This window comes from Bacillus paranthracis, from assembly GCF_001883995.1.
GTDB lineage: Bacteria > Bacillota > Bacilli > Bacillales > Bacillaceae_G > Bacillus_A > Bacillus_A paranthracis.
The window spans coordinates 62271-75782 of sequence record NZ_MACE01000062.1 but is presented as its reverse complement, the minus strand read 5'-3'; the positions used below and the strand labels follow the sequence as shown (position 1 = coordinate 75782).

The 13512-nt window shown below is 32.6% G+C and carries 11 protein-coding genes and 2 pseudogenes; 2 read left to right on the top strand and 11 right to left on the bottom strand.

Going from position 1 to position 13512, the window contains the following annotated elements; genetic code table 11:
* Window positions 1-19: 19 nt before the first annotated feature.
* The 4 genes from BAQ46_RS23480 to BAQ46_RS23465 form a co-directional block, all read right to left on the bottom strand.
* Entirely contained in the window at window positions 20-991 is a 972-nt protein-coding gene (locus BAQ46_RS23480) for a glycosyltransferase family 2 protein (protein ID WP_001170717.1), read from the bottom strand.
* Window positions 992-1027: 36 nt separating this feature from the next.
* Entirely contained in the window at window positions 1028-1411 is a 384-nt protein-coding gene (locus BAQ46_RS23475) for a GtrA family protein (protein WP_000413286.1), read from the bottom strand.
* A gap of 201 nt (window positions 1412-1612) precedes the next feature.
* The gene (locus BAQ46_RS23470; protein ID WP_061131916.1) at window positions 1613-3064 is read right to left on the bottom strand and encodes an ArnT family glycosyltransferase; all 1452 of its coding nucleotides are present in this window, start codon (window positions 3062-3064) and stop codon (window positions 1613-1615) included.
* A gap of 92 nt (window positions 3065-3156) precedes the next feature.
* The gene (locus BAQ46_RS23465) at window positions 3157-4710 is read right to left on the bottom strand and encodes an ABC-F family ATP-binding cassette domain-containing protein (RefSeq protein ID WP_061131963.1); all 1554 of its coding nucleotides are present in this window, start codon (window positions 4708-4710) and stop codon (window positions 3157-3159) included.
* Between the two features lie 97 nt (window positions 4711-4807).
* Between BAQ46_RS23465 and BAQ46_RS31170 the strand changes: the two are divergent.
* A pseudogene (locus tag BAQ46_RS31170) lies at window positions 4808-5341 on the top strand (Rossmann-fold NAD(P)-binding domain-containing protein); the annotation flags it as partial.
* Here BAQ46_RS31170 and BAQ46_RS23455 read toward each other — a convergent pair.
* The 5 genes from BAQ46_RS23455 to BAQ46_RS23435 form a co-directional block, all read right to left on the bottom strand.
* Window positions 5330-6742, bottom strand: a complete 1413-nt coding sequence (locus tag BAQ46_RS23455) for an oligosaccharide flippase family protein (protein ID WP_000856141.1) — start codon at window positions 6740-6742, stop codon at window positions 5330-5332. The pseudogene BAQ46_RS31170 and the gene BAQ46_RS23455 overlap by 12 nt on opposite strands.
* A gap of 97 nt (window positions 6743-6839) precedes the next feature.
* Window positions 6840-7820 carry a glycosyltransferase family 2 protein gene (locus BAQ46_RS23450; RefSeq protein WP_071742896.1) on the bottom strand — a complete coding sequence of 327 codons (981 nt, stop codon included), beginning with the start codon at window positions 7818-7820 and terminating at the stop codon, window positions 6840-6842.
* A gap of 802 nt (window positions 7821-8622) precedes the next feature.
* A complete protein-coding gene (locus tag BAQ46_RS23445) occupies window positions 8623-8973 on the bottom strand; it encodes a DUF2304 domain-containing protein (protein ID WP_001121772.1) in 351 nt (116 codons plus the stop codon).
* Between the two features lie 6 nt (window positions 8974-8979).
* Window positions 8980-9708 carry a glycosyltransferase family 2 protein gene (locus tag BAQ46_RS23440; protein ID WP_000151538.1) on the bottom strand — a complete coding sequence of 243 codons (729 nt, stop codon included), beginning with the start codon at window positions 9706-9708 and terminating at the stop codon, window positions 8980-8982.
* 212 nt (window positions 9709-9920) lie between these two features.
* Window positions 9921-10433: an acyl-CoA thioesterase gene (locus tag BAQ46_RS23435; RefSeq protein WP_061131911.1), complete on the bottom strand. Its 513-nt coding sequence runs from the start codon at window positions 10431-10433 to the stop codon at window positions 9921-9923.
* A 298-nt stretch (window positions 10434-10731) separates the two neighbouring features.
* Here BAQ46_RS23435 and BAQ46_RS23430 point away from each other — a divergent pair, with 298 nt between their 5' ends.
* Entirely contained in the window at window positions 10732-12045 is a 1314-nt protein-coding gene (locus BAQ46_RS23430; protein WP_071742894.1) for an ArnT family glycosyltransferase, read from the top strand.
* A gap of 86 nt (window positions 12046-12131) precedes the next feature.
* Here BAQ46_RS23430 and BAQ46_RS31745 read toward each other — a convergent pair whose 3' ends face one another.
* Both BAQ46_RS31745 and BAQ46_RS31740 read right to left on the bottom strand, forming a co-directional pair.
* Entirely contained in the window at window positions 12132-12938 is an 807-nt protein-coding gene (locus BAQ46_RS31745) for a methyl-accepting chemotaxis protein (protein WP_392387734.1), read from the bottom strand.
* A pseudogene (locus tag BAQ46_RS31740) lies at window positions 12936-13313 on the bottom strand (protoglobin family protein); the annotation flags it as partial. The pseudogene BAQ46_RS31740 and the gene BAQ46_RS31745, both read right to left, overlap by 3 nt.
* Window positions 13314-13512 lie beyond the last annotated feature (199 nt).

Here is a 13512-nt window from a genome sequence, read left to right as displayed (position 1 = left end):
TTTCATTGTTACCTTTTTATTATGCATTCACTTTTTCTTTTTGCAGTGCTGTCTCTTCTTCATCAATGTTAATTGTTTCTTTTACGATATAAATTGGACGGTTTTTACTTTCGTCATAAATACGAGCAATATACTGGCCAACGATTCCAAGACCAAGTAATTGAATACCACTAAAGAATGTAATAGCAACCATAATGGACGCCCAACCTGTTTGCGTGCCATGTCCAAAGACCTTCACAGTAATTGTATATAGTAAGACAATTATAGAAATAAGAACTGATAATAAACCTAAAGACATAACGATGCGTAATGGCTTTGTCGAAAATGCAATAATGCCGTCAGATGCAAATTTAATCATTTTCTTTAATGGATATTTTGTTTCACCAGCAAAGCGTTCATCACGTTCATACTCAACATATGTTTGGCGGAAGCCAACCCAAGACATCATACCGCGGATGAAGCGATTTCGCTCAGTCATTTGATTGAAAACATCAGCTATTTTACGGTCGATGATTCGGAAATCACCAGTATCTTTTGGGATATCGATATCAGACATATAGTTTAAGAATTTATAGAAATACTTAGCTGTTAAAAGTTTGAACCAAGTTTCACCTTTACGTTGCTTACGTTTTGCATAAACAACTTCATATCCTTCTTCCCATTTTGCAATAAGTTCAGGAATAACTTCAGGTGGATCTTGTAAGTCTGCATCTATAATTACAATAGCGTCACCTTTTGCGGCAGCAATACCAGCTGTAACAGCTACTTGGTGACCAAAGTTACGTGCGAAATTAACAATTTTTGTACGGTAATCATTTGCTGCAATTTCAGATAAGATTTCCATTGTGCGATCTGTACTACCGTCGTTTACAAAGACAAACTCGTAATTAATGTTATTTTGAAGCATAACGGACTTTAAACGGTTATAACATTCTTGTGCTACTTCTTCCTCGAAGTACATAGGAACTACAACCGAAATTAATTTTTGCATGTTGCATCCTCCGTATTTTTAATAAGTTGTTCAAATTTAATTAGTCACTTTTTTAGTTTGGTTGAATGTCCAAATTTTATTAAGGACAAAATTTATAACCATTCCGAAACCAATTGCGAAGATCTGTGCAATTAATGCATTAAAGGTAAGTTTATTTACTAATATAAATAAACATAATGTATTAAAAGCATATACAATTAAATTTACAGTTAGAAATTTAAAGAACATTGACGAGCCTTTATTATTAGGTTTAAATACCCAATTTTTATTCCAATAGTAGCTATTGGCAACACCAATTGAATAGGCAATGGTATTCGCAATAAGGTAGTTCATACCGAATTTTAATAATATCCAAAAGCTAATAATTGTAATGAGTGTATTAAAGATCCCTACTAAGCCAAACTTTAAGAGTTTTTCCATAATAATATCCTCATGTTTATAATAATATATAAGTAAAACAAAAAATATAGAAGTGTTATTCATATACAACAAATAAAAATTATACCATATTTTTAAGTTTCAAATGGAATTAATCATAAAAAAATTGCCCTCAAAATGTAAATTATAAGTAAAATTGAGGGCAATTACAAATATTTTGAAAGGTAGTTTCTTATTTTCTTTTTATGACAATTTCTTTTTCGATATTAGACTATAAAAAATATATATTCCGTAGCCTTGAATTATTGTAAAGCTAGGGATAATGAAGTATCGGTACCTTGTTTGGTATTCGATTAAGAAATGAATAGCTACGTAACCAATTATTAGTAATAAAAATAGAGTATAATGTGTTTTATTTTGTTTAGTTAGGATGAGATAAAGGAGTGATAATGTGCCAAATATCATAGCCGCAGTATACATATACTTTTCATATTTTGTAAGATCCTCTTTTAATGACACCATATCCTTATCTGTCTTTTCCAATGTTACTAGGCTCCATAATGGTGCGGAGTCATAATCTGCCCACATGAGTACAAATTTATCCCCAAATAAAGATAAAACTTTCTGTGGATCAGATAGTCGCTCTTGAATTAGTTTTTTTTGGGCCGCAGTTCGTTCTTCGCCAAGTTTAAGGGACATAATATATTCCGCATCTGCACCAGAATAGCTACCTTTTGTTTCATGATTAAATCCTAACGTGAATTTCCAAAGTGGATCACGATTAGAGAGAGGATATTGTGTAATTCCGGAATATATAAATGAGTAACTTACAATTTGATGTAAAAGGAAAAATACAATCAAAATGCCACTAAGTTTTTTTACAGAAGTAAAAATCTCTTTTCTTGATTTTCCTAATATACCTTGTAAAAAGACATATATAGTTATTGCAATTAAGATTATAGCACCAAGTGGACGCATGATGTCTCCTAAAGCTAGGATAGCCCCTATAAAAATCCACGTATATTTATTGCTTAGGCCTTTTGTAATTAATAAATAGAAGCCTAGATAAAATAAAAATACAGCAAGGTGTTGATTTGTTAGTACAGAACTCAATACAATACTTGGGATATAAAATGCATATAGTAATCCAGCTATTCGTCCAGACCATTCATTAAATATATAAGAAGTTATTTTATAAATTAGTAATGTTGTTCCTGTACAATAGATTATATTTAAAAATTTTAAGAGAAACGTTCCTTCGCCAAATAACTTAATAATAAAGGCTTGGTACATTGTAAAGCCAAGTTGGTAAACCCATGAAGTATAATAAGTATTTTGTGCGAAACTAAAGTCTCCTTTAGCAGCTTGTATAGCGCTATGGTACATCATTGAAAAGTCTGTTTCTACAGGAGTTTGAATATTGAGCATCCAAATTAATCGAATAGAAAAAGCCAAAATGATTAGTGAGATAGAAAATGTCAATTTTGACATATATTTATTAGAAATATAGCCAAAAAGTAAAAATACAAGACCTATTAGAATAAGGACTGGTATTAAAACTAAGAGGCTAGTCTCATCATGTTCTTTAATCACTGCTACCGAATGCCATGTGATAGCACCAGAAATGATTAGACATAGTAATAATAAAATTTTCACAAAAAACGTATTAAGTTTGAGAGAGAACGTACTTTCCATTATATTTCAAAACCCCTTATCAAAATTTATTAAGGATGTAACTTAACTGCCCTTTGTACGTTAAGTTACAGTATAAAGGGCAGGTTAGGTAATTAAGAGTTTTGTTGTGCCCATTCTTCTATGTTCCAAACCTTTGTAACCCAATCTTCATAAAAGTCCGGTTCGTGACATACAAGAAGAATTGTTCCTTTATATGCTTTCATAGCCTTCTTAAGTTCCGCTTTTGCTGTAACATCAAGATGGTTTGTCGGCTCATCAAATAGTAGCCAGTTACTTTCTTCACCCATTAGCTTACATAAACGAACCTTTGCTTGTTCTCCACCACTTAATTGACTTAATGGGCGAGAAATATGTTCATTTTTTAATCCACATTTTGCTAACATCGCACGAATTTGATGCTGGTCTAGGCCAGGGAATGTATTCCATACATCATCAATTGGTGTTATATTATCAGCTTTAACTTCTTGCTCAAAGTATGCTGGCTCTAAGAAGTCACCAAGACTTGTTTTACCACTTAAAGGTTTAATTTTACCTAAAATTGTTTTTAGTAACGTTGATTTACCAACACCATTACATCCAACGATAGCAATTTTTTCACCGCGTTCAATTGTCATTGATAGCTTTGGTAGTAGCGGATGTGTATATCCAATTTCTACATTTTCACCTTCAAAGACGAAGCGACTACTTGCACGACTTTCTTTAAATGAGAATTCAGGTTTAATTGCTGTTTCTGGGCGATCAATAAGTTCCATGCGATCAAGTTGTTTTTGACGACTCTTTGCACGACCTGTTGTTGAATAACGGGCTTTGTTCTTTGCAATGAAATCTTCTTGCTTTTTGATAAACTCGCGCTGCTTTTCATAAGCGTTTATATGTTGATTTTTATTGATTTCTGCTAGTTCTAGGAATTTTTCATATGTCGCTGTATAGCGTGTCATTTTTGTGAATTCTAGATGGAAAATAACATCAACACATTTGTTCATAAATTCCGTATCATGAGAAATTAATAAGAATGCATGTGGGTATTCTTTTAAATAATTTGTTAACCAATGAATATGTTCAACGTCTAAATAGTTAGTAGGTTCATCAAGTAATAACACTTCTGGTTGTTCAAGTAATAGCTTTGCAAGCAATACTTTTGTACGTTGTCCACCGCTTAGTGCTGAAACATCACGATCTAAACCAATTGCATCAATTCCAAGACCACGTGCAGCCTCTTCAATTTTCATATCTAGTAAATAGAAACCACCTGCTTCAAGTGCATCTTGTATTTCTGCCATTTGCTCAAGAAGTTCTTCTAGCTCTTCTGGTGTAGCAGTTCCCATTTTTTCTGTAACTTCATTTAAAGCTTTTTCCTTTTCGAATAACGGTAAAAATGCATCCGCTAGTACGTCACGAATTGTACGTCCAGGCGTTAAAACAGTATGCTGATCTAAGTAGCCGTAATGTGTGCCCGGTGTCCATTCTACACGACCTTGGTCATGAATAAGTTGACCAGTAATGATATTCATAAATGTTGATTTACCAACGCCGTTTGCACCAACTAATCCAACGTGTTCACCTGCTAGTAATCGCATAGATACATCTTTAAATAATGTACGATCGCCAAATGTATGTCCTAATTTTTCAACTGTTAATAAGCTCATAGTATCCTCCGTCCAACTTGAAATAGTACCTTGAATCATGATACTAAATTCTTTCATATAATGCCATCATTTCAAAATGTATATATTTTCAAAATAAGCTAATGTACGAATGTTTATTGCTCATTTCCCAAACTTTTATGGTCCAAATGCAGAAAACACACTTGTCCATCATACATTAAAAGGAATACTTGCAAATAAAATGTCTAGCTTTATTGGAGGTAAAAAGATTGTCCGTGAATATAGTTTTACACCAGATGGTGCAAAAGCAATAGTTGAATTAGCTTCACATGGCGAGGCCTATGGACAAAATTGGAACATATCAGGTTATGGTGACATTACAGGTGAGGAATTGATTTAACACATACGAGAATGAACGGGATATACCAAATGAGTAATAACTGTAAAGAGAGGAATAATCCAGTTCTTTGGTCTGTTTGATAAGCAGATCAATGAATTTGTGGAAATACTATATTTGACGGAAAAACCAGTTGTATTAAGTGGAGAGAAGTGCGAGAAATATATTGGGGTTGTACCTAGAACCTTTTATTATGAAGGGGAATTGTATATAAGTAAAAAAACAAGCTTCTATTTACAATTTAGAAGCTTGCCTTGTTATTGTTTATCTACCTAGCTTTTTATTTACAAACCCTAAAATTAATCCACGTATTTGTGGATCAATTGCAAGGCCAATAATGCCATACAATATACCAGTAAGTACTAAAGCTACTAGTGGTGGTAAGCTAATTAATACTGTGCGATATATTGCATAACTAATTATAAATGCTAGTGTATTGAATATTATTCCTTTGAATAGCAATGAAAATCCTTTACGAACGAATAATGAAAATCCGATTAATAATGTAATCTCAGTAAGGATAGCAGCTACAGCAGCTCCCATCATTCCAAATTGGCTACCTAATATGATGTAACTTATGATAGCAACAGCTAATCCAATTGCCATAGTTGTCGCACGTTTCCATTGTTGACCAGCTGTTGTTAAATTATCAGCAAGCGGATAGTTGATAGATTGTAAAATGACCATAAAGGCTAAAATTGCAAGTGCATTACCAGCTGGCGCATATTTTTCACCTAATAGAGTTACAATCCAAAAACTTGGATCGGCAATAAACGGGATAGAAATTCCCATCCCTAAGAAAGACATAAGCTTTAATTCGAATTGAGATAGCTTTCTATGTTCATCAATATTATTTTCGTTTCCAAAAGCAAACAATTTTGGATAAAAGGCTGCTGCAATTACACCAGGTATTTGGTAAAGTACAGCAGGTATTTTATAGGCGGCCCCAAAGAATCCAACTTGTGCTTTCGTTGAAACTTTTTCTAAGATAATAGGACCTAACTGCGGTAAAAGCATAATGATAACGCCATTGACTGTGAAAATAAGTAATTGATCTAAAATGCCTTTATTCCAACCCTTATGAATTGTTGTATAGCGGATTGTCATTATAAAGGCAATGACTCCTGTTATAAGGCTAGATATTCCATACATAGCAGCAACCATCATAAGTGACCATTTAAATGACATCCCTAGCAGAAGAGCGGCAGCGGCCGTCACACCTTGTAGTACAGAAATAATCGCTGTGAATTGCATACGCTCTGTTACTTGGAAATAGGCCATCCCAACCCCTTGTAAAGTAGCTCCAAACATGGTTGGTAGTACGACCCAATATACCATGGCACGTAAGTAAGCATCAGTGTAGAAGAACTGAGCGAAAATGGCGAAGAGCACAGAAATTACGATAGCTAATACTAAACGAATTCGTAAATAACTGCTTATTAATACGCTAATGTTAGCGTTGCTTCTTGTTCCTTCACGCATAAACGTATGTGTCAAACCTGCATCCGTAAAATAGCAAATGACAGCGGAAACTGCTAATGCAACTGTAAACATCCCGTACTCATCTGGTGAAACATATCTTGCAAAGAGAATTGTTGCAATAGCCAGTACAAAACGAACAGTAATGTTTCCTACAAAGAGGTAGGATGCGTTTTTTAGAATTTTATTTGTTTTCATGAGAAAAGACCTTTCTATTCTTTAGGACCCGGTTAGCTTGTCCTATTTGTAAATTTGATTTGTTCACAGAAAGAGAGAGTATAGTTATATTTTCAGTTTAAGAAAACAGAAATTTAATTCGTACAAACCAAAGCATTGCATATAGTTTTTTACTACGCTTTCCATTCTTTGAATAGATTTTACGGCAATATTTCTTGATATCTTTTTTGATTAATTGAACTTGTGATTTATCTAATTGAGAGTTTCCCTTAATATATATACAAGCGTTATTGATGACTGTATAAGGGAATAAATAAGTCTCAAGAATCTCAATAAGTGACTGAGGGTCTTTTGTAATGAAATCTTGAGACTTATTATGTACCCAGTCCTTCATACGATTGAATACTTCCAGCTCTTTTGCCGTTTTTAATTCATAATCTTTATATTTAGAAGAAAGATTTCCTTCTGATAAGATTCTGTAATATGTTAAATATTCATCGACATAACATACATTTGTCACACTCATAAGTTTAAATAAAAACTCCAAGTCTTCTCCCCAACTACATCCTGGTGTAAAACGAATGTTATGATCTATTACGATAGATTTTTTGAAAATCCAAGTACTTGTTTGAGCAACAACTTGATGTGTTAGGAATGCTTTTGTCATATCACCTTTAATAAAGTTTGTTGTATGTTCAACCTTCTCGCCTGTTTCTTCGTAGAAATTCATATAACCACAATAGCACGCGTCCATTTCGTTTTTATGCATACTTTCGACTTGCTTCTCAATTTTAGTTGGATGCCATAAGTCATCGCTATCAAGGAAAGCGACATATTCTCCGCTAGCATTTTCCATACCTGTATTACGGGCTACTGAAACGCCTTGGTTTTTTTGATGAACGTATTTTACTTGCCCTGGGTATTTTTCAGCAAGATTTTTTACGATAGAAGGTGACTGATCTTTACTCCCATCATCTACAATTACAATTTCGATGTTTTTATATGTTTGATCTAATATTGACTGCATCGTTTCTTCAATATATTTTTCCGTGTTATACAGAGGTATGACAACAGAAACAAGTTGTTTTTGTTCCATCATAGAATTTTTATCTCCTCAAGTTTTTTATGTCTCGCACCATATATACAAGCCTTTTGAAAGGAAGAAGATTACAAGAACATCTGTATAATTTTAACGCATATAAACTTTGTAAATCAACTTTCTATTAAAAAGGTGGTGACTTATGGTTAATTCTCGTATTTCAAACGGCTTTAATATGTTTATTGCATATAAATTCTTATTTATACTATTTTTACAGATTTTCCGAATAGGAAAGCCCACTACGGTGCGATAGTACCCCCTTTAGGGGTGGGATGATAGTGAGGTCAAATGCGATGTACAGATAAAATACCGAAAGTATGTTCTGCACATCAAGTGTTTGAAATGGTATAATTTTCATAACAGACAAGTAAAAGTCTCTAAAACAATCTTGTTCTCTGAAAACAGAATACATATGAGGTTGGAGTAACAAATTCTTCTGCTCTGTAAAATGTATTGAGTCGTCAAGTACAAGACGCTAAAACACATTTGAGAACTCAAAATCTGACTCGTTTGGTAATAGAACGAGTGCCGTATCTGCTAGATGCACTGGATATGGAGTGGTGATGGCACACCGCAATCTTGCACGTCAGCGATACTAGAAATAGACTTCGCCTTTGGTAGCAAGAATCCCACTGACGTTAGTCAGCTTGCGGCTTTAGCCGTGGGAGTGTCAATTAGTTAGTAAGTAGGATATATTTATCGTAACGATTGTGAAGGGGAATAAATTATTATTGAGAATAAAAAACCTCTTAATTTTTGAAATAAATTAAGAGGTTTTTTATATTGGTTTTGAACTATTAGGTTAATCTTTGTCTGGCTCAGTTGCATGTAATTTTTGCTTTAGTAACGCATAATCTTGCGTTAATGTTACAAGTTGATGATGTTGTTTAGAAATTTTTCTTGTTAGATCAAAAATTAAGATGAAACAGAATAATAATCCAAATAAAAATAAAATGGAAGGGGGATATTCTACTTTTAGTAGTTTTCCAATCCAGTTTATAATTTTATCGGTAGAACTTAAAATAGCCATTGCAATACAAACAAAAATCCACAAAACAGCATATTTCGTTTCTAAAGTTCCGCGACGAATAGAATTAATAATTAGTAATAATAATAATAAAATAAAGATGAATGAAAAGGTAATTATAGGCATTTATTATCAACCTTTCACGATTTTTTGCATCAATATAGCAAGACTTACCTTAATCATGTAATATGCAGATTTAAAAGGTGTGATAGAAGATTGTCCACCTTGTCGCTCTTGCATATTTACAGATATTTCATTAATGCGAAGTTTTTTCTTTTTTAAATGAATAAGAACTTCTGGTTCTGGATAATCTTTTGGATAATTGTGTGCAAAAATTGTAATTACTTCTCGATTGATAGCACGATATCCAGAAGTTGGATCCATAAATGTTTGTTTTGTTAGTACTTTCAATAGGGCAGTAAAATAAAAAATACCGATTCTTCTGGAAATACTACCTTTATATGCTGTTTTTTCTGTAAAACGTGACCCTAGTACCATATCGCATTCATCTTCAGCGATAGGCTTTATAATTTTATATAAATCATCTGGGTTATGTTGTCCATCAGCATCGAACTGAATCGCAATATCATATCCATTCTCATATGCGTATTTATATCCAGTTTGTACAGCTGAGCCAATACCTAGATTATACGGTAAATTCACAAGGTGAACAGGAAATTCTTTTACGATTTGAGCTGTTTTATCGTGTGATCCATCATTAATAACGCAAATGCTTAATCCAGTAAAATGCTGTTTTAGTTTTAATAATCTTGTTAATGTATCTGCAATTGCCTCTTCCTCGTTATACGCTGGAATAATAATTAACGTTTTTGGTATTGAAATTGGTACTTCAATAGTCATTACCGCACCATCCCTTATATACTTAATCATATTATGGTTATTTTTAAACGAACTTTCTTTAATATACCATTAACAGTATAACAAAATAAAGGAAAAGCTGGTGCATGATTTAAGAGGACAGATTGAGAATAAAAGGATAAGAGGGAATATTTCGCATAAAAAATACATGCAAGGAAGAAAGAACCTATGCATGTATATGGAAGAGTATCGTATTAAATATTCCAAGGTTTATTTAAAGTTAAAACCTCAGCCATTTCTTTACTTTTTAAACGTCCTTTTTTTCTATTTTCCGCGCGTTCTGAACCGGTTGTGTGTAACCAATGTTCTTCTTCAGTTTCAGGAAGTACTTGTGGTACGGACGAAGGTTTTCCGTCTTTTATTGCCACAAATGTAATGAAGCAAGTGGCGGCAATTCTACGCTCGCCTTCTAATAAATTTTCTGCGATTACTTTTACGAAAACTTCCATTGAAGATTTCCCTGTATAACATACAAATGCTTCATAACAAACAGAATCAGCTTGGTGAATTGGAGTTAAAAAATCAACTGAATCAATAGATGCTGTTACGCAATGTTTACGACTATGTCTTGCAGCCGCAATTGAAGCAATACTATCAATTTCTGCTAATAATTTCCCTCCAAAAAGTGTTTGGTGATTATTTAAATCGTTAGGAAAAACACGTGTTGTTTTAATTGCTTTAGATTCTCGCATGAATTTCTTTTCCATATATTCAGCCCCTATAGTCTGTTTTCAATCAGAATAATATGTGTAAGTGGATTACTCATATTAGATATTTAATAAAGTAAAGCGTATTCCAAAAGAGGATTATTTAAACTTCTGTATTTGTATTCATGTAACTGAAAGAAAATTTATTTTATCTAAAATGTAGTGTAAAAGAGGATTCGCTTACATTGCAAGCAAAAAGTAATGACTATGTATTTGTCATAGAAATTCCCTATCAGCCGTGTACCCATTCATGATAGAATCGTTTTGTTATGAATGGAAATAGAGGTGCAATGGACATATGAATCATATACAAACAAATTTTTCATCTTTCTTCAATAAAATTACGATTGGTGCGATGCTTGCATTTTTTGTTTATAGTTGTTGGACAGCATTTGAGACAAGTAAGCAATTTTTTGGGGGAAGTACAACAAGTGTAACAATCATATTGGCAATTTTCGTCATACTCATTTTGTTAGTGGCATCAATTTTACAATATCGTTTTACAGACAAACAATTTCTTATTTTTCTTATAAGTATATCTATAGTTGTGAGGCTTAGTATGCTGTTATTTGTAGACGCTCCAATAATTGGTGATATGAAAGTGATGTATGAGTCTGCAAAGGAGATTGCAATTGGTAATAATATAGGGACTGTAACTCATTTGCCGTTTATTATATATGAGTCAGTAATTATTCGCATATTTGGTGATACATTATTCGCTTTACAACTATTTAATGTGTTATTTTGCGCAGGAACTGCATTTTTTATTTATCGTATTGCGGCAATAGTTTTTGGAGAAGAATGCGGTCGTATTGCTTCCACATTTTATGCTCTGTATATTCCAAATATATTCATGAGTTCCGTATTAACTCCTGAGTCACTTGCAATATTTTTATTTTATTTTGCTTGCTACATACTTTTATATAAAGGATTAGATCATCCTTATATGTGGGTGTTTTCAGCAATTTTATTTGCATGTAGTAATATGATTTTCCCAATGGGATTATTTCTTCCTATTTTTATCACGATATATGTATTATTAATTGAAGTGTTTCAATCAGCAACGAAACAAAAAGTGTTACTAAAGATGATAGGGATACTTATTCTATTTTATAGTGCTCATTTTAGTGTGAATTATGGAATTAAGACAATGGGACTGTCACAATATACGATTACGAATGAGACGTATGTTCAATCTGTCTTAATTGGAAAAACGCAACATGAGGAAAGAGTATCGAAAAATCAAAGTGTAACAGAGCATATTGATCAAAAGTTAAAAGAGATTGAGGGAGAAAGATTTAAACTTTTAGAACCGATGATAAATCAGTTTTCAGATGAGGGAATAAATTCTATTCTTTTTAAATGTGAAAAACTGATATATATAGCCGTAACATTGTTTATGACTATAGCTCTATTACACTTCCTTATTAAGAAACAACAAAATGAGGGATATATGTTGTTCTTATTTTTAACTAGTGGCTACGTATTGTTAAAGCTCTTCCAAGTCGATATGGTATATTATAATCTTATTGTGCCAGCATTGTTTATTTTGCAAAGCTTTGGTGTTTATATGAGTTATGTGTATTGTCAAAAAATATTCTTTAGAAAATAAAAAGAATCCAATTTGGATTCTTTTTTTGATGGAAGATGAATACTAAGAGCTAGTAGAGATAAAGAATCTCTACTGACATAATCGCTCTATCGGTTCAGTTCTAGTTGTAAACTATCAGCTGTTAGAGCCATTTTTGAGGAATCATCTTGAATTCCTTTCATTACTTGTGAAATGGTTTCTAACTCATTTTCAATTTTTTTATTCTGTTCTTTTGAGTTAGACATGTCTTTTACGATTTCTTGGAAGTATTGATCCGTTGCAGACATACTATCAGTTCCTTCAGATACGAGAGAGCTAATTTGTTTCACAGAAGAAGAGACACGAACAATCTGTTCATTTGTTTTTTCAACGAGCTTTGTAACGTTAAATATAGATTCTTTCGTTTGCTCTGATAACTTTCTAATTTCTCCAGCTACAACAGAAAAGCCTTTGCCAAATTCCCCAGCACGCGCAGATTCAATTGCAGCATTTAGTGCGAGTAAATTTGTTTGCTCGGCAATTGATTTTACAATATCTATAATTTCGTTAATTTTGTTAGAAATATCGAGAAGTTCATGCGTATCTGTAATAATCGTTTCCATGTTCGTTTGAATGTATTCCATTCGTTTATTTTGCTCATTTAATTGTTCTTTACCTTTATTTGCTTTTTCTTCTGATGTTGTAGCTAATGACGTACCTGTTTTAGCAATTTCTACAATCGTTTCAGATCTAGCGGTTAACTGCTGAATAGAAGCACTTGTTTTTTCAGATACAGATGCTAGTTCTGTTGCAATGTGCGTAATGGTCATAGCTGTTATTTCTTTTTCTTTTTCAAGTTCTTTTTGCATTCTTTCATATTCAGATTCATAAGCCGTAATAACGAGTTCTTGTTCAAGAGTAAGTAATTTGTTTATTACGTTTATGGAATAAGAAAAATCGTCAATTGTTGTAATTTTCGTTTTTAAAATCTTCATGATAGAGCGGAATAATTCTTGATAAGCGGCAGTATACCATTTTCTATGTAACCCGATTTGTACATGTCTTTTTGCAATTCTAACACGTTGTTCAATAAAGTCTTCATGCATATCTCCGCTAAATAATTCTTTTATATGTGTTTTTAAAGTTTGCTTTAGTTTTGGAATAGAGCTATAACGTTCGATAATCGTAATTAAATTAGGCTGTTTTGTAATATTGGAATAGAATTTTTCAGTAATCCAATCAATTTCTTCATAAATAAAGGGCTGTAGTACCTTTACGATTTGTAAATCTTCTTTTGAAATATGTAGCATATCCATTTGAATTTTCAGTTCAGAATTAGTAGGAACGTTAAAAGTGATTTGTTGATTCTTACTTAATTCAAGTATACTGACGTTTGTTTTATTGTTATGTTTTTTAAAAACCCCAAGCATCGTTCTTCCCCCTGTTTGTAAAGCGTTTTCATTTTTTAGTTCTAATATAATTATATATTTTTATATACAATTACTCTAT